Here is a 16628-nt window from a genome sequence, read left to right as displayed (position 1 = left end):
GCGTGCCCGCGTTCAGCGGGACAGCGCTCTTTCGCGGATGGCGTCGAAATCGGCAGGCACCGGGTGCAGCGTCAAACGCGGGCCCGCCTTGGCGATCTGGCTCGGAATGTCGTGGCCAATGAACGCAGGCAATTGCTGCGCAGCGGCCACCAGCCGGGCCAAGTCCACGCCCGTGTCATAGCCCATCAGCGCCAGCGCATGCACGATCTCTTCGCTGCACACATTGCCGCTGGCGCCCGGCGCATAGGGGCAACCGCCCAGGCCACCCAGCGACGCATCAAACCGGTCAGCACCCGCGTCGATGGCCGCCAGCACATTGGCCAGGCCCATGCCGCGCGTGTTGTGGAAATGCAGGGTGAACTCCACCCCCGGCCAGCGCGCGCGGGCTGCCGCCGTGAGCTGGTGCACCTGCGTGGGGTAGGCCATGCCGGTGGTGTCGCACAGCGTGATGCCGCGCACGCCCAGATCCACAAAACGCTGCACCCAGCCAAACACATCGGCCTGTGCCACATCCCCTTCCATGGGACAACCGAACACGCACGACAGCGACACATTCACCGCCACGTTGGCGCCCTGCGCCAGGGCCACCACCTGCGCCAGCGCAGCGAACGACTGTTCCTGCGTCATGCGCAGATTGGCCAGGTTGTGGGTGGCGCTGACGGACATGACCAGATTCAGTTCGTCCGTGCGCGACTCGATGGCGCGCTCGGCCCCGCGCAGGTTGGGCACCAGCGCGGTGTAGACCGTGCCAGGGCGGCGCGTGATCTCGCGCATCACCATCTCGGCGTCTTTCAGCGCGGGGATGGCGGTAGGCGATGTGAACGAAGTCACCTCGATCTTGGACAGCCCGGCTGCAGACAGCGCATTGCACAGCGCAATCTTGTCTTCGGTGGGCACGAAGGCCTTTTCCATTTGCAGGCCGTCGCGCAGCCCTACCTCCTGAATGTGGATGCGACGGTTTGCGCCTTGCCAAACGGTGCTGGGTGCGTTCATTGCACGACTCCTTTGCTGCGCAGCAACGCAATCTGCTCGGCAGTGAGCCCCATTTCTGCCAGCACCGCATCGGTGTCATCGCCCAGGTGCGGCGCGCTGCTGCGGATGGTGCCCGGCGTGGCCGAGAGTTTGGGCACGATGCCCGGCACTTCCACGCTGTAGCCGTCACGCGTCTGCTGGGTCAGCAGCATGTCGCGGGCGCGGTAGTGCGGGTCTTCGGCAATGTCCTTGGCGGTGTAGACCTTGCCTGCAGGCACGCGGGCAGCGCCCAACGCGTCCAGCACCTGCTGCACGGTGCGCTGCACGCTCCAGGCGCCAATCGCCGCGTCGATTTCCTCCACACGCGCGACGCGGCCGGTGTTGTTGGCCAGATCGGGTGCGGCGCCCAGATCGGGCCTGCCAATTGCGTCCATCAGGCGCTTGAAAATGCTGTCGCCATTGCCCGCCACCAGCACCCAGCCGTCTTGGCAAGGGTAGGCATTGCTGGGGGCAATGCCTGGCAGCGCACTGCCCGCCGCCTCGCGCACGGCGCCAAAGGCGCTGTATTCGGGGATCAGGCTTTCCATCACGTTGAACACCGCCTCGTGCAGCGCCACATCAATCACCTGGCCTTTGCCGCCGTTGACCTTGCGGTGGTACAGCGCCGTGAGCACGCCGATGGTGCCGTGCAGCGCCGCCAGCGTGTCGCCAATCGACACGCCCACCCGCACGGGCACGCGGCCGGGCTCGCCCGTCAGGTGCCGCAGGCCGCCCATGGCCTCGCCGATGGCGCCAAAACCGGGCAGATCGCGATAGGGCCCCGTCTGGCCGTAGCCGGAGATGCGCAGCATCACGAGGCCGGGGTTGAGCGCGTGCAGTTCTTCGGGCGACATGCCCCAGCCTTCGAGCGTGCCGGGGCGGAAGTTCTCGACCAGCACATCGGCCTCGGCAATCAGCTGGCGGGCAATGTCCTGGCCTTCCTTCTGGCGCAGGTCCAGCGCCACCGAGCGCTTGTTGCGCGACTGCACTTGCCACCAGACGGAGGTGCCTTCCTTGATCAGGCGCCAGTTGCGCAGGGGGTCGCCGGTCTCGGGCGCTTCGATTTTGATCACGTCGGCGCCAAACTCGCCCAGCGTCTTGCCGCAGAACGGCCCGGCAATGAGCTGGCCCATTTCGATGACGCGCACGCCTTGCAGTGCGGCGGGGGAAGCAATGGAATCCATGGGTGGGGTTGTCTCCTGCGGCCAGCCCCATGCCGGGGTGGCTCGGGGCGAATGATGCGCAGGGCCCGCGGGGCCGTAAATCGCTCAAGCAACAAGATGCCATCGCAAACCGGCATGGCAGTGGCTGCGCTTGTTACCATCAGGCCCCCATGAAACTCGACCCCGTCTCCCTGCGCCTGTTTGTGGCCGTGATGGAAGAAAGCACCATCGCCGCCGCCGCCGCGCGCGAGCACATCGCCGCATCGGCCGTGAGCCGTCGCCTGGCCGACCTGGAAGACGCGCTGCGTGTGGCGCTGTTCACCCGCAGCAACAAGGGCACCGAGCCCACGGCTGCCGCCTATGCGCTGCTGAACCTGGCGCGTGGTGTGCTCAACGATCTGGACGGCATTGCCAGCCAAATGCGCGACTACGGCGCGGGCGTGCGCGGCCATGTGCGGGTGGTGGCCAACATCTCGGCCATTACCCAGTTTTTGCCCGCGCAGTTGCAGAGTTTCATGGCGCTACATCCGCAGGTGGACGTGCGGCTGCAGGAGCAGATCAGCACGGCCATCGCCCAGTCGGTGGCCGAGAACGCGGCTGATGTGGGCATCCTCAACCAGGGCCAGTACGGCGACCGCGTGGTGCAACTGCCCTACCGCACCGACGAGCTGGTGCTGGTGGTGCCCACGGGCCATGCGCTGGCACGGCGCAAGTCGGCCCGCCTGGCCGACGCCCTGCCCTACGACTTTGTGGGCGCACACCCGGGCAGCGCCATCAACAACCAGCTGACCCGCGCGGCCTCCGAAGCCGGCTTGCCGCTGCGCCTGCGCATGCAGGTCACCAGCTACGACGCGCTGTGCCTGATGGTGGCCGCCGGCCTGGGCGTGGGCGTGATGCCGCGTGGCAGCGCCGCGCTGTACAAGGGCTCGCAGCCCATCCGCGTGGTCACGCTGAACGAGCCCTGGGCGCACCGGCAGCTGGTGCTGTGCGTGCGCTCGGAAGAATCCCTCTCCAGCGTGGCGCGGCTGCTGGTGGACCACCTGCGCGCGCAACCACCGAATTCCGCCTCATGACCATGCCCCGCCCCCTCCCTGCCCTGCAATGGGATGTGTTCTGCCGCGTGATCGACAACTTTGGCGACATTGGCGTGTGCTGGCGCCTGGTGGCGCAGCTGGTGGGCCTGGGGCACCGCGTGCGCTTGTGGGTAGACGACGCCTCGGCGCTGGAATGGATGGCCCCTGCAAGAAGCCCTGGCGTGGAAGTACGCCCATGGGGCGCGCCTCCGCCGGGCCCGCACGAGCCGCCCCCCGACGTGATGGTGGAGGCGTTCGGCTGCGATATCGCTCCTGAATTCATAGCGTATAGCGCAATTTCTACTAGCGCTTCTGGGAAAAAACGTCCCAAACCGGTCTGGATCAACCTAGAGTACCTGTCTGCAGAGGCTTACGTGGAGCGCACCCACCGCTTGCCTTCGCCCATCCTGTCGGGCCCGGCGTCGGGGTGGACGCGCTGGTTTTTCTACCCCGGCTTTACCACCGGCACCGGCGGCCTGCTGCGCGAGCCCCATTTGATGGAACAGCGTGAGGCGTTTGACCGCAGCGCCTGGCGTGCAGAGCACCGGGCGCTGTTCGGGGCGGGGGACGAAGCGTCGGGCACGCGCTGGGTGTCGCTGTTCTGTTACGAGCCTGCCGCGCTGGCCGACCTGCTGCAGCAGTGCGCGCAGCGGCCCACCCAGCTATTGGTCACGCCCGGCCGCCCGGCCGCCGCAGTGCGGGCTGCCTTGGCCGAACCCGTGAACAGCGCGACGGCACCACTCCAGCATGAACAGCGAGGGCAGCTGTCCTTGTCTTACCTGCCCCACCGGCCCCAGCCAGCGTTTGACGAGATGCTGTGGGCCTGCGACTTCAACGCCGTGCGGGGCGAGGACTCCCTGGTGCGCGCACTGTGGGCGGGCCAGGCCTTTGTGTGGCACATCTATCCGCAGCACGACAACGCCCACCACGACAAGCTCTGGGCGTTTCTGGACTGGCTGCAGGCACCAGAGTCGCTGCGGCGATTCCATGCCACCTGGAACGGGCTGGACGCCGCGCCCCTGCAATGGCCCGATGACGACACCCTGGCCGAGTGGACCGCCTGCACCCGCGCAGCCCGTGTGCGCCTGCTGACGCAGGACAACCTTGTGGCGCAACTTTTGGGCTTTGTCGCCGAAAAACGGTAAAATCCGAGGCTTTGCGCAAATCAGGCGCGGCATGTCAGTGCCCACGCCCTGCGCACTTTCGCCGCAGAACATGCACCGGCGCGCAAACCAGGCGGTTTGCCAGCCCGCGCGTTGAGCGGCCCCAACCCAAGCAACTTGCTATGAAAATCGCTCAAGAAATCCGCGCCGGCAACGTCATCATGCACGGCAAGGACCCCATGGTGGTCCTGAAGACCGAATACGCCCGCGGCGGCCGCGGTGCAGCCACCGTGCGCATGAAGCTCAAGAGCCTGATCGGCAACTTCGGCACCGAAGTCGTGTTCAAGGCCGACGACAAGATCGACAACGTGATCCTGGACAAGAAGGAGTGCACCTACTCCTACTTCGCCGACCCCATGTACGTGTGCATGGACACCGAGTACAACCAGTACGAAGTGGAAGCCGAAAACATGGGCGACTCGCTGAACTACCTGGAAGACGGCATGGCCCTGGAAGTGGTGTTCTACGACGGCAAGGCCATCTCCGTGGAACTGCCTACCAGCATCGAACGTGAAATCACCTGGACGGAACCTGCCGTCAAGGGCGACACGTCCGGCAAGGTGCTCAAGCCCGCCAAGATCGCTACCGGCTTCGAAGTGGCCGTGCCCCTGTTCGTGAACCAGGGCGACAAGATCGAAATCGACACGCGTACCGGCGAATACCGCAAGCGCGTCTGAGGCTCCTTCTGCCCCAGCCACAAAAAAGGCTTCCCTCGGGAAGCCTTTTTTATGGGTCATTTTTGGATCCAGGCGCCTGACGTACAAGCGCCTCAAGCTATCAAAAAAGTAGCATTCAGCCCCTACAGCACCGTCACACCGGCACGGCGACCAAGTCGTGCCCTTGCGTGCCCACGACGCGCGCCTTGGTGAACTCGCCCACCTTGAGCTGCTTGCTGATCTTTTCGGGCGGCAGCAGGTGGACCACGCCATCGATCTCGGGCGCATCGGCGTAGCTGCGACCTCGGCCACCCTTCTTGCCCATGGCAGGCGCATGGTCCACCAGCACCTGCATGGTCGCGCCAACGCGGCGCTGCAGCTTGGCAATCGAGACTTCTTCAGCCACCGCCATGAAGCGGGCGCGGCGCTCTTCGCGCACTTCCATGGGCAGCATACCCGGCAGCTCATTGGCAGCGGCGCCGTTCACGTCGCTGTAGGCAAAGCAGCCGGCACGGTCGATCTGCGCCTCACGCACAAAGTCCAGCAGGTGCTGGAACTCTTCCTCGGTCTCGCCCGGAAAACCCGCAATGAAGGTGCTGCGGATGACCAGTTCGGGGCAGGCCTCGCGCCAGCGCTGGATGCGCTCCAGGTTGCGCTCGCCGCTGGCGGGGCGCTTCATGCGCTTGAGCACGTCCGGGTGGCTGTGCTGAAAGGGCACATCCAGGTACGGCAGCACCTTGCCCGTAGCCATGAGCGGGATCACTTCGTCCACGCTAGGGTACGGGTACACATAGTGCAGGCGCACCCAGGCGCCGTAGGGCTCAGCAATCTCGCCCAGCGTCTGCACCAGCTCCAGCATGCGGGTCTTGACGGGCTTGCCGTCCCAGAAGCCGGTGCGGTACTTCACATCCACGCCATAGGCCGAGGTGTCCTGGCTGATGACCAGCAGCTCCTTCACGCCGCCCTCGAACAAGGCCTTGGCCTCGCTGAGCACATCGCCAATGGGGCGCGATACCAGGTCGCCGCGCATGGAGGGAATGATGCAGAAGGTGCAGCGGTGATTGCAGCCCTCGCTGATCTTGAGGTAGGCGTAGTGCTTGGGCGTGAGCTTGATGCCCGCCACACCAAAGCCGCCCGGCACCAAATCCACAAACGGATCGTGCGGCTTGGGCAGGTTCAGGTGGACGGCGTCCATCACTTCTTGCGTCGCATGCGGGCCCGTCACGGCCAACACGCTGGGGTGCATCTGCCGCACCATGTTGCCGCCATCGTCACCGGTGCGGGCGCCCAGGCAGCCCGTCACGATGACCTTGCCGTTCTCGGCCAGGGCTTCACCAATGGTGTCCAGGCTTTCTTTCACGGCATCGTCAATGAAGCCGCAGGTGTTGACGATGACCAGGTCCGCGCCCTGGAAAGTCTTGGAAGTTTCGTAACCCTCGGCGCTCAATTGCGTGAGGATCAGTTCGGAATCAGTCAAAGCCTTGGGGCAGCCCAGGCTGACGAATCCGACTTTGGGTGTTTTGGTGGGGGCAATTGCTTCGCTCATAGCCCCGTATTGTCCCAGTTCCCGCGCAAGGCCGGTAAGGTGATCCATTCAGTTCCCTGCTGGCCACCGTCGGAGCGTGGGCGGGGCACCCGTGAAATCGCGGCGGCGACCCCGGAAAGATTGCCCCTGCGGGTCGGCGGCTCAGAGGGTCAGCGCTTGATGCCAAATGCTCCCAGCATCTGCTCCGTCTGCTTTTGCATCTGCTCCTGCATCTGGGCCAGCATGGTCTGCGATTGCTCGACATAGTTGCCCATCATGCCTTTGAGCATGGGCGACTGCAGACTCATGAATTGCGACCACATTTCGGGCGTCACGCTTTGCGACTGTTCGGCCAGCTTGGCCTGCACATCGGTAAAGGCCTGGACATTCTTCTCCAGATACGCGCCCATGAACCCCTGCATGGCATGGCCATAGAAGCGGATGATGTTGGCCAACACCGCCTCGGTGAACATCGGGGCGCCGCCCGCCTCTTCTTCCAGAATGATCTGCAGCAGGATGCTGCGCGTGAGGTCTTCGCCCGTCTTGGCGTCGCGCACCACCACGTTCTGGTGGTCCATCACCAGCTGGCGGACCTCGGCCAGCGTGATGTAGGTGGAGGTGTCTGTGTCGTACAGACGGCGATTGGGGTACTTCTTGATGACACGCTGGGTCGATTTGGACGCAGCGCTTTTCGGTTCGGACACAACGAACTCCTCGGGCTCAAAACCCATGTATTGCAGTGCAGCACATTCTAGGGAGACTGCTGCGCGGCCGCGGCAAAGGAATACCCTGATGATGTCGGGCACCAATGTGTCGCGTGGGCGACTGATGCGCAAGGCACCGTATGACGTGCAGCCTTTTGCGCTCCGTGCCCCCACAAAAGCCCAGGGCGCAAGAAGCTAGGAGCAGAAACGAAAAAGCCACCTTGCGGTGGCTTGCTGCGTGAACACCGGCTGCGGTGCTACTCCAAGTTTTTTAAGACTGAAAGCTGGTTTCTTTCAGAGAAAACTTGGTAGGCGCGATTGGACTCGAACCAACGACCCCCACCATGTCAAGGTGGTGCTCTAACCAGCTGAGCTACGCGCCTGTCGTTATCAAGACCACGATTATAGCCATAAAAAACAGCCTTTCGGGCTCGACGCGCTACAAATCACACAATGCGCGGGGAGCGGGCTCACAGGCAAGCCCGCGAGCGCATCACATCAACGCCGGCGGGCAGAACGGACGCCCTGCACCCCCGCCACAATGCCCAGCACCTTGTTCAGGCGGCCCGAGTCCGACACTTCCACCGTGAAAGTCATCCAGGCCGTGCCTTTGACGGACTGGGTCTGCACGCCGATCACATTGGTTTTTTCGCGCGCAAACACTTCCGAGATATCGCGCAACAGGCCCTGGCGGTCGGCGGCTTCCACCGCCACGTCCACCGGGTACACCGCGGTCGATGCCGAAGGCTTGGGCGCTCCCCACTCCACATCGATCACGCGTTCGGCATTGCGTGCCGCCATCTCACGGAAGTTGCTGCAGTCGGCACGGTGCACGCTCACCCCCTTGCCGCGCGTGACAAAGCCGCGGATGGTGTCTGGCGGCGCGGGCTTGCAGCACTTGGCCAGTTGCGTCATCAACGAGTCGATGCCCACCACCAGCACACCGCCCTTGGGGGCCGAATCGTTGGTGCGGGTTTTCTTGAGCAGCAGGTAGTCGTCGGGCTGCAGCACGGGCTCGGGCGGGCGCAGCACCGTTTCGATGTTGCGCAGCGAAAACTCGTCCTTGCCCACCACTTCAAACAGTGCATCGGCCGACTTGAAGCCCAGCTGCACCGCCAGGTCATCGAGCTTGACGGCAGTTTTGCCCTCGCGCTGCAGCAGCTTCTCGACCGCCTCACGCCCCCGGGCAATGGTCTCGTGCGTGGCCTGGGCGTTGAACCAGGCGCGCACCTTGGCCTTGGCGCGGTTGCTGGTGAGATAGCCCAGCTCAGCATTGAGCCAGTCGCGCGAGGGGCGCCCTTCCTTGACGGTGGAGATTTCCACCGTCTGCCCGTTCTGCAGCGGCGTGTTGAGCGGCACCATCACGCCATCGACCTTGGCCCCCCGGCAACGGTGGCCCAGGCTGGTGTGCACCGAGTAGGCAAAGTCCACCGGGGTGGCGCCCTGAGGCAGCTCCACCACGGCCGCATCGGGGGTCAGCACGTAGATGCGGTCCTCGAACAGGCCCCGGTTGGGCAACGCGCCCGCCAAGTCCCGCTCCCACGCCAGCAGCTGGCGCAGCACGGCGATCTTGGCGTCGTACTCACCCGTCGCGGACACCCCCGCATAGCCTTTGGCACCGGCCTCCTTGTAGGCCCAGTGCGCTGCCACGCCATGCTCGGCGTGTTCGTGCATGGCCTGGGTGCGGATCTGGATCTCGATCGGCTTGCCGTTGTCGTCCCGCACGATGGTGTGCAGTGACTGGTAGCCGTTGGGCTTGGGCTTGGCGATGTAGTCGTCAAACTCCTCGACGATGGGCTTGAACTGCTCGTGCACCCAGCTCAGAGCGGCGTAGCAGTCCTTCACTGTGGGCACCACCACGCGCAGCGCGCGGATGTCGAACACCTGGTCGAAGTTGAGCGACTTGCCACGCATCTTCTTGACGATGCTGTAGATGTGCTTGGGCCGGCCCGCGACCGTGGCGCTGATGCTGCGGGCGCGCAAATCGGATTCGAGCCGCGCGCGCAGCTGCTCCATGTAGACCTCACGCTCGCCGCGCTTTTCGTCGAGCAGGCGGGCCACCTCCTTGTAGGTGTCGGGCTCCAGAAAGCGGAAGGACAGGTCCTCCAACTCCCACTTCACCTGCCAGATGCCCAGCCGGTTGGCCAGCGGCGCAAACACCTGCAGCGACTCGCGCGCCAGACTGGGCGACACAGGGCGCTTGCTGGCCGCGTGAAAGCGCAGCGTTTGCAAGCGCGAGGCCAGCCGCAGCATCACCACACGCAGGTCGCGCGAGAACGCCAGCAGCATCTTGCGCACGTTCTCTGTCTGCACGGCCGGGTCGTCCAGCGGCGCGGCCGCGCGGGCCTGTTGCTGCACGCGCATCAGCTTGGTGGTCTCCACCGCCAACGCGGCAAAGTTGGCGCCAAACGCCTTGGCGATGACTTCTTCGGGTTTGTTCAGGTGGATGCAGGCATGCACCAGATAGCTGGCCGCCTGCATGGCTTCGGAGCCGCCAATGCCCTTGAGGATCGCGGCCACCGCATCGGCGTGGGCCAGCGTGTTCTCGCCGGAGTCGAGCGTTTCGCCCGCCATCAACGGTTCGGCAAACGCGCGCGCACGCGCCAGTGCGTTCACCTGCTCTGGCAGGGTGTGCGCCGTGGCGGCGATGAGCTGAGGGACAGCGTCGGTCTGGGGGGTGAGAGACGCTGGCGCAGGAGGGTTGGTTTTCATCCGGCCACAGTACCTTCTGCCGCCAGCAGGAACTCCGCGACTGCGGCGACTTGGTCAGCAGCCACCAGCGTGGGCGCGTGGCCCACGCCTTCAAACTCCACCACACGGGCATGGGGCCCGCGCTGCGCCATGGCCTGCGCCGTATCGCGCGAGAGCAGGTCGGACTGCGCACCGCGCAACAGCAACGTCTGGGCCGTGATGTGGTCATACAGCTGCCACAGCGCCGCCTCGCCCGCCGCCGCAGCCTCCTGCGTCAACGTCTTGAACGGCACGGCAATCGCCGGGTCATAGTGCAGCGCGAGGCCGCCTCCGGCGGACTGCGGCAGCTCGCGCACCATGGCGCGCGACAGATCCAGCCACTGGGCGGGCGTGTGGGGGCCAAAGCTGGTGGAGATGGCCCACATTGCATCGGCCGCCTGCTGCAGCGATGCAAACCGCGCGGGCTGCCCCAGATACTGTCCGATGCGCTGCAGCGCCTGCCACTGGATGACAGGCCCCACATCGTTCAGCACCAGCCGGCGCACAGGCACCGGCAAGGGCAGAGCGGGCTGGCCGGTGATGCCCATGCCGATGAGCCCGCCCATGCTCGTGCCCACCCAGTCCAGCGTGGTGATGGGGGCTTGCTGGTGCAACTGCGCCAGCAATGCCAGCATGTCCGCCGCGTATTGGGGAATCTGGTAGCCCATGGGGTCGGCCAGCCAGTCACTGCGTCCCCGGCCCACCACGTCGGGGCAGATCACCCGTGCATGCTGGCTCAGCACGCGGGCCAAGGTATCAAAATCGCGCCCCTGGCGCGACAGGCCGTGCACGCAGACGATGACGTGCGGGTGCGCCGGGTTGCCGGTGGCGTTCCACTCCCAATACGCCATGCGGTGCTGCTGTGCGGGAGCGGGTGCGCGGTCTGGAGTCTCCGGCGAGGCCGCGGGGCCTGGGCACAGTACGTAGTTCAGCGTAGGTTCAATCATGGGTGCGAAATCCGGGGGGCAGCGCTCGATAATGCTGTGGTCGTTGGCACCCATCGCTTGCCCCTGAGTGCCGACTTTTTCTTGTCGTCGCATCGTAATTCATTCGGAGAGACTCCCATGCTGAAAGGCAAAACTGCCCTCGTCACCGGCTCCACCAGCGGCATTGGTCTTGGCATCGCCAAGGCCCTGGCGCGCCAGGGTGCCAACATCGTGCTCAACGGCTTTGGCGATGTGGATGGCCCCCGTGCCGAGGTGCTGGCGGCCGGCGAGGCTGCGGGCGCCCAGGTGGCTTACCACGGCGCCGACATGAGCCGTGTGGCCGACATCGAAGACATGATGAAGTACAGCGCCAGCCAGTTTGGCCGCGTGGACATCCTGATCAACAACGCAGGCATCCAGCACGTAGCCAATGTGGAGAACTTTCCCGTCGAACGCTGGGACTCCATCATCGCCATCAACCTGACCAGTGCCTTCCACACCTCGCGCCTGGCCCTGCCCGCGATGAAGAGCGCCAACTGGGGCCGCATCATCAATGTGGCGTCGGTGCACGGCCTGGTGGGATCGGCCCAGAAGTCCGCCTATGTGGCCGCCAAGCACGGCATCGTGGGCCTGACCAAGGTCACTGCGCTGGAAAACGCCACCACCGGCGTGACCTGCAACGCCATCTGCCCAGGCTGGGTGCTGACGCCACTGGTGCAAAAGCAGGTGGACGCCAAGGCCGCCGAACACGGCATCTCCAATGAAGAAGCCAAGAAGCTGCTGCTGGGCGAGAAGGAGCCTTCGATGCAGTTCACCACGCCCGAGGAGCTGGGCGAGCTGGCCGTGTTCTTCTGCTCCCCCGCTGCCAACAACGTGCGTGGCGTGGCGTGGAACATGGACGGCGGCTGGGCTGCTCAGTAAGCCGGTGCCGAGCAATCGCTCTGCTTTTGATAGCTGACAGCGCTTATTTCACTAGCGCTTGCAGCCATTTCACCTCAAACAGGGCAAATCAGCGGCCCGAGTGCCCTCAGCGCATCTGCACTGAGCCCGACACGTTCACCGTGACCTGGGCCTTGCCCGCTTCGACCGGCACGGCAGAGTCCGAGAACGACGCCACCTTGGCCTCGGCGGCCATCATGCGGGGCCGGGGGCCGGGCGACATTTCGTTGCTGTTCACGGCCACTTCGCGCAGGCTGTAGTTGGCAAATCCAAAGCCCTTGGCCAGCTCGGCGGCCCGGGCCTTGAACTGCTCGATGGCCTGGGTCTGTGCCTCGGATTCCACCTTGGCGCGGGCTTCGCGCGACAGCCCAAACGCCACCTGGCTGATCGCCAGGGTCTGGATCTTGCCGGCAGTGGCCGTGATGCGTGCAAAGTCACGCCCCTCCAGCACCAGTTCGGCCCGCCCCTGCCAGCCGTTGATCTTGCCGTCCTTGCCGTAGCGCGGGATCAGCCCGAACGGACCGGTGCGCACGTCCAGCTGACCGGGCTGCGCATTGCGCTTGGCCTCGGTCAGTGCAGCATCCAGCGCCTGCTTGAGTTGGGTTTGCACGGTAGCGGCGTCGGCGGCCTCTTTGCTGGTGGCAAGGTTGAGCACCAGCAGGTCTTGCTGCACCTCCACCGTGCCCGTGGCCGACAGCTGCACCACATTGCGCAGCTCAGGGGCCGGTGTATTTTGGGCAAAAGCGGCGCTTGCGCAGGCGATCAATGCACTGGCAGCTATCAATTTGGTAGTGTTTTTCATAATCACTCGGTCCTTGTCATTGGTGCACGCCCCAGTTGCCAGGGGTGCGGGGCACCACCTTAACCGCAGTGCGCTACGCCCTTGACAAAGCCATGTCGCACGAGGTGCGAAGCTGGGCAAAACTTGTAACAGTTGGTCAAACCCGGCCTCCAAACCCGAACTTCGGCGTTCCAACTGGTCAGAATTGGCTCTGTTACAAATTGGACTTGAGATCAACATGGCCACAACACCCAATCGCACCGACAAAGTTCTGGTAGTGGACGACGACGCCCGCATCCGCGACCTGCTGCGCCGCTACCTCACCCAAGAGGGTTTTGAAGTCATGGTTGCCGAAGACGGCAAGGCCCTCAACCGCCTGCTGCTGCGCGAGACGGTGGACATCATCGTGCTGGACCTGATGATGCCCGGCGAAGACGGTTTGTCGATCTGCCGCCGCCTGCGTGCCGCCAACGACCGCACCCCCATCATCATGCTCACTGCCAAAGGCGAGGACGTGGACCGCATCGTGGGTCTGGAAGTGGGCGCCGACGATTACCTGGGCAAGCCTTTCAACCCGCGCGAGTTGCTCGCCCGAATCCACGCCGTGCTGCGCCGCCGCCCCGCCCAGGAAGCCCCGGGCGCCCCCTCGGGCGACAACGAAGTCGTCACCTTTGGTCCCTTCACCTTCGATCTGGGCACGCGCGCACTGCAGCGCAATGGCGAAGAACTGCCGCTGACCACCGGCGAGTTCGCCATGCTCAAGGCCCTGGTGCGCCACCCGCGCCAGCCTCTGTCGCGCGAAAAGCTGGCTCTGCTGGCCCGCGGCCGCGAGTTCGAACCCTTCGACCGCAGCCTGGACGTGCAGGTCTCTCGCCTGCGCAAGCTGGTGGAAGTGGACGCCGCAGCGCCCCGCTACATCCAGACCGTATGGGGCGTGGGCTACGTGTTTGTGCCGGACGGAACGAGCTGATAGTTCATGGCCAACACTGAGGGCAAGCCAAGATCTTCGTCCCGCAAGTCTGTCACCGCCCCCTCCGACGCCACCAGCCCTGCCCCGCTGGAGGCCATTCGGCGGGCGCGGGAACAGCGTGCGCGCGTCGGTCTGAACCTTTTCTGGCGCACGTTTTTTCTGCTGGCCCTGCTGCTGGTGGGCAGCATCCTGGCGTGGCTGCAAACCCTGCGCGCGCTGGAGTTTGAACCGCGCACGCTGCAGACCGCACAGCAGATTGCATCGCTGGTCAACCTGAGCCGCGCCGCGCTGGTGCACTCTGACGCCATCGCGCGCGTATCGCTGATCAAGACCATGGCCGACCAGGAGGGGGTGCGCATCCTGCCGCGCGAGCCCAAGGACAAGTACGCACTGCTCGATCCGACGGCCCTGGGCAACCGCCTGACCGACGAGCTGACCATGCGCCTGGGCCCGGACACCATCGTGGCGCAAAGCGTGAACGGGGAAAACGGCCTGTGGGTCGGCTTCAACATCAACGGCGACCCCAACTGGCTGCTGATGGACCGCTCGCGCTTCAGCCCGGCAGGGGGACGCACCTGGCTGATCTGGCTGATCACGGCCGCCGCGCTGTCGCTGGCCGGTGCCGCGGCCATTGCGCGGCTGATCAACCGCCCGCTCAAGCAGCTGTCCTATGCGGCCAACCGCGTCAAAGACGGAGACTTTGCCGCCAGCCACCTCGACGAAGAAGTGGTGACCAGCGAAATCCGCGAGGTGAACATCGGCTTCAACCGCATGGCCCAAAAGCTGGCCAAGTTGGAACAGGACCGCGCCGTGATGCTGGCAGGCATTTCACACGACCTGCGCACGCCGCTGGCGCGCCTGCGGCTGGAAACCGAGATGAGCGTGACCGACGAAGTGGCCCGCGAGCACATGGTGGCCGACATCGTGCAGCTAGACGCCACCATCGACAAGTTTCTGGACTACGCACGGCCCGACCACGTCACGCTGACCCCGGTGAACCTGCATGCGGTGGTGTCGTCGTGTGTGTACGCGGTGCAGGACCACCGCGAGCTGCAGATCACCATGGCGGTGCCTGAGGACCTGAACGTGCTGGCAGACGAGGTGGAATTGGCCCGTGTGATCTCCAACCTGCTGGAAAACGCCCGGCGCTACGGCAAGAACGAGGACACGGGCATCACCAACGTGGACATCGCCGCCAAGAGCCGCGAAAACTGGGTGCTGATCAAGTTGCGCGACCACGGCGCTGGCGTGCCGCCTGAGCAGCTGTCCAACCTCACCAAGCCGTTCTTCCGGGGCGACTCGGCGCGCACGGCAGCGGCAGGTGCAGGCCTGGGGCTGTCGATTGTGGACAAGACGGTGCAGCGCATGGGCGGCATTTTTGCGCTGGCCAACTCCAGCACCGGCGGCCTGGTGGCCCACCTGCAACTGCAGCGCGCCACCAGCTTGCCCGAGGGCGTGGACCCCAAGCAGCGCCTGCAGCGCCCATCCGTCAAGCGCCAGCTGCCCCGGCGACGGGCGGAAGACCGGATGGCCTGATCCCCTGCCCTGCCACCAACACAAAGCCCTCCACTGGAGGGCTTTGTGTTTTTGAACCGCCTCAGCGCACCATGCAAGGTGACTTGTTGTTGAACTTCCAGCCGGGGATCAGGTACTGCATCGCAATCGCGTCGTCGCGTGCGCCCAGGCCGTGCTGCAGGTACAGGCGGTGGGCGCGCTCAACCTCGTCCATGTCCAGCTCTACCCCGAGACCGGGCTTCTCGGGCAGGTCAATGAAACCATTCCTGATCTGGAACGGCTGCTTCGTCAGGCGCTCGCCGTCCTGCCAGATCCAGTGCGTGTCGATCGCGGTCACGCGGCCCGGGGCAGCGGCGCCCACGTGGGTGAACATGGCCAGAGAAACATCGAAATGGTTGTTGGAGTGCGAGCCCCAGGTCAGGCCGAAGGCCTGGCACATCTGCGCCACACGCACTGATCCGGCCATGGTCCAGAAATGCGGGTCTGCCAGCGGAATATCCACCGACTGCAGCGCCAGGCTGTGCGCCATTTCGCGCCAGTCGGTGGCCACCATGTTGGTGGCGGTGGGCAGGCCGGTGGCGCGGCGGAACTCGGCCATCACCTCGCGGCCCGAGAACACGCCTTCTGCGCCGCAGGGGTCTTCGGCATAAGCCATCACACCGTGCAGGTCGCGCGTGAGGCGGATGGCGTCTTTCAACAGCCAGCCGCCATTGGGGTCCAGCGTCACGCGCGCTTCAGGGAAGCGCTCGTGCAGCGCGCGGATGGCCTCGACCTCTTCCTCGCCACGCAGCACGCCGCCCTTGAGCTTGAAGTCAGCAAAGCCATAACGCTGGTAAGCGGCCTCGGCCAGGCGCACGATGCCGTCAGCCGTCATGGCCTTTTCGTTGCGCAGGCGGAACCAGTCGTTGTCGGCGCCGGGCTCGGTGCGGTAGGCCAGATCGGTCTTTGCACGGTCGCCCACATAGAACAGGTAGCCCAGCATTTGCACCGATGTGCGCTGCACGCCGTCGCCCAGCAGCGCGGCCACGGGCACGCCCAGGTGCTGGCCCAGCAGATCGAGAAAGGCCGACTCCACCGCCGTCACGGCATGGATGGTGGTGCGAAGGTCAAAGGTCTGCAGGCCGCGCCCGCCCGCATCGCGGTCGGCAAACTGGGCGCGCATGGCATTGAGCACGGCGTTGTGGTGACCCACGGGCTGGCCCACGATGAGCGGTCGCGCATCTTCGATGGTCTGGCGGATCTTCTCGCCGCCGGGTACTTCGCCCACGCCTGTGTTGCCCGCGCTGTCACGCAGGATGAGCAGGTTGCGCGTGAAGAATGGACCGTGCGCGCCGCTCAGGTTCATGAGCATGCTGTCGTGGCCCGCCACAGGCACCACGCGCAGCTCGGTGATAACGGGGGTGCTGGTGGCAAATGGATTGGAAGAGTTGGTCATGGTGGTCAGAAAACGAGGATGAGGCGCGCCCGGCGCC

Annotated in this window: 14 protein-coding genes and 1 tRNA gene; 6 read left to right on the top strand and 9 right to left on the bottom strand. The window is 65.2% G+C overall.

Annotation, left to right across the window (positions count from 1 at the left end; genetic code table 11):
- Nucleotides 1–12: 12 nt before the first annotated feature.
- Entirely contained in the window at nt 13–993 is a 981-nt protein-coding gene (locus DNK89_RS17800; RefSeq protein ID WP_110961174.1) for a hydroxymethylglutaryl-CoA lyase, read from the bottom strand.
- Nucleotides 990–2195, bottom strand: coding sequence for a CaiB/BaiF CoA-transferase family protein (locus tag DNK89_RS17795; RefSeq protein ID WP_110961173.1), 1206 nt, complete (start codon nt 2193–2195; stop codon nt 990–992). Before DNK89_RS17795 ends, DNK89_RS17800 begins: the two co-directional genes overlap by 4 nt.
- A 149-nt stretch (nt 2196–2344) precedes the next feature.
- On the opposite strand from DNK89_RS17795, the gene DNK89_RS17790 reads away from it, so the two are divergent.
- The 3 genes from DNK89_RS17790 to efp all read left to right on the top strand — a co-directional run bounded on the left by DNK89_RS17790 (nt 2345) and on the right by efp (nt 5087).
- Nucleotides 2345–3247 carry a LysR family transcriptional regulator gene (locus DNK89_RS17790; RefSeq protein ID WP_110961172.1) on the top strand — a complete coding sequence of 301 codons (903 nt, stop codon included), beginning with the start codon at nt 2345–2347 and terminating at the stop codon, nt 3245–3247.
- 2 nt (nt 3248–3249) lie between these two features.
- Nucleotides 3250–4392 carry an elongation factor P maturation arginine rhamnosyltransferase EarP gene (gene earP / locus DNK89_RS17785; RefSeq protein WP_110961331.1) on the top strand — a complete coding sequence of 381 codons (1143 nt, stop codon included), beginning with the start codon at nt 3250–3252 and terminating at the stop codon, nt 4390–4392.
- A 140-nt stretch (nt 4393–4532) separates the two neighbouring features.
- On the top strand, nt 4533–5087 hold the full coding sequence (efp, locus tag DNK89_RS17780; RefSeq protein WP_015014732.1) for an elongation factor P: 555 nt from the start codon (nt 4533–4535) through the stop codon (nt 5085–5087).
- Nucleotides 5088–5220: 133 nt separating this feature from the next.
- Here efp and rimO read toward each other — a convergent pair whose 3' ends face one another.
- The 5 genes from rimO to DNK89_RS17755 form a co-directional block, all read right to left on the bottom strand.
- Nucleotides 5221–6612 carry a 30S ribosomal protein S12 methylthiotransferase RimO gene (gene rimO / locus DNK89_RS17775; protein WP_110961171.1) on the bottom strand — a complete coding sequence of 464 codons (1392 nt, stop codon included), beginning with the start codon at nt 6610–6612 and terminating at the stop codon, nt 5221–5223.
- 149 nt (nt 6613–6761) lie between these two features.
- A complete protein-coding gene (gene phaR, locus DNK89_RS17770) occupies nt 6762–7322 on the bottom strand; it encodes a polyhydroxyalkanoate synthesis repressor PhaR (RefSeq protein WP_015014734.1) in 561 nt (186 codons plus the stop codon).
- Between the two features lie 279 nt (nt 7323–7601).
- Nucleotides 7602–7678, bottom strand: a tRNA-Val gene (locus DNK89_RS17765).
- Nucleotides 7679–7793: 115 nt separating this feature from the next.
- On the bottom strand, nt 7794–10007 hold the full coding sequence (locus DNK89_RS17760; protein ID WP_015014735.1) for a bifunctional (p)ppGpp synthetase/guanosine-3',5'-bis(diphosphate) 3'-pyrophosphohydrolase: 2214 nt from the start codon (nt 10005–10007) through the stop codon (nt 7794–7796).
- A complete protein-coding gene (locus DNK89_RS17755) occupies nt 10004–10972 on the bottom strand; it encodes an alpha/beta fold hydrolase (RefSeq protein ID WP_110961330.1) in 969 nt (322 codons plus the stop codon). Before DNK89_RS17755 ends, DNK89_RS17760 begins: the two co-directional genes overlap by 4 nt.
- A gap of 117 nt (nt 10973–11089) precedes the next feature.
- On the opposite strand from DNK89_RS17755, the gene DNK89_RS17750 reads away from it, so the two are divergent.
- Complete coding sequence (locus tag DNK89_RS17750; RefSeq protein ID WP_056064213.1) at nt 11090–11872, top strand: 3-hydroxybutyrate dehydrogenase; 783 nt, start codon at nt 11090–11092, stop codon at nt 11870–11872.
- A gap of 106 nt (nt 11873–11978) precedes the next feature.
- On the opposite strand, the gene DNK89_RS17745 is transcribed toward DNK89_RS17750, so the two are convergent.
- Nucleotides 11979–12692, bottom strand: a complete 714-nt coding sequence (locus DNK89_RS17745) for an SIMPL domain-containing protein (protein WP_110961170.1) — start codon at nt 12690–12692, stop codon at nt 11979–11981.
- Between the two features lie 217 nt (nt 12693–12909).
- Here DNK89_RS17745 and ompR point away from each other — a divergent pair, with 217 nt between their 5' ends.
- Together ompR and DNK89_RS17735 are read left to right on the top strand one after the other, a co-directional pair.
- Nucleotides 12910–13641 carry a two-component system response regulator OmpR gene (gene ompR, locus DNK89_RS17740; protein ID WP_015014739.1) on the top strand — a complete coding sequence of 244 codons (732 nt, stop codon included), beginning with the start codon at nt 12910–12912 and terminating at the stop codon, nt 13639–13641.
- Nucleotides 13642–13647: 6 nt separating this feature from the next.
- The gene (locus tag DNK89_RS17735; protein ID WP_056064216.1) at nt 13648–15177 is read left to right on the top strand and encodes a sensor histidine kinase; all 1530 of its coding nucleotides are present in this window, start codon (nt 13648–13650) and stop codon (nt 15175–15177) included.
- A gap of 61 nt (nt 15178–15238) precedes the next feature.
- Here the strand turns inward: DNK89_RS17735 and gudD are convergent, their stop codons facing one another.
- On the bottom strand, nt 15239–16591 hold the full coding sequence (gene gudD / locus DNK89_RS17730) for a glucarate dehydratase (RefSeq protein WP_110961169.1): 1353 nt from the start codon (nt 16589–16591) through the stop codon (nt 15239–15241).
- Nucleotides 16592–16628: the final 37 nt, after the last annotated feature.

Source organism: Acidovorax sp. ST3 (genome assembly GCF_003231145.1).
Taxonomy (GTDB): domain Bacteria; phylum Pseudomonadota; class Gammaproteobacteria; order Burkholderiales; family Burkholderiaceae_C; genus Acidovorax.
Note: the sequence above shows the minus strand (reverse complement) of the source record. Positions and strands in the feature narration are given on the sequence as shown.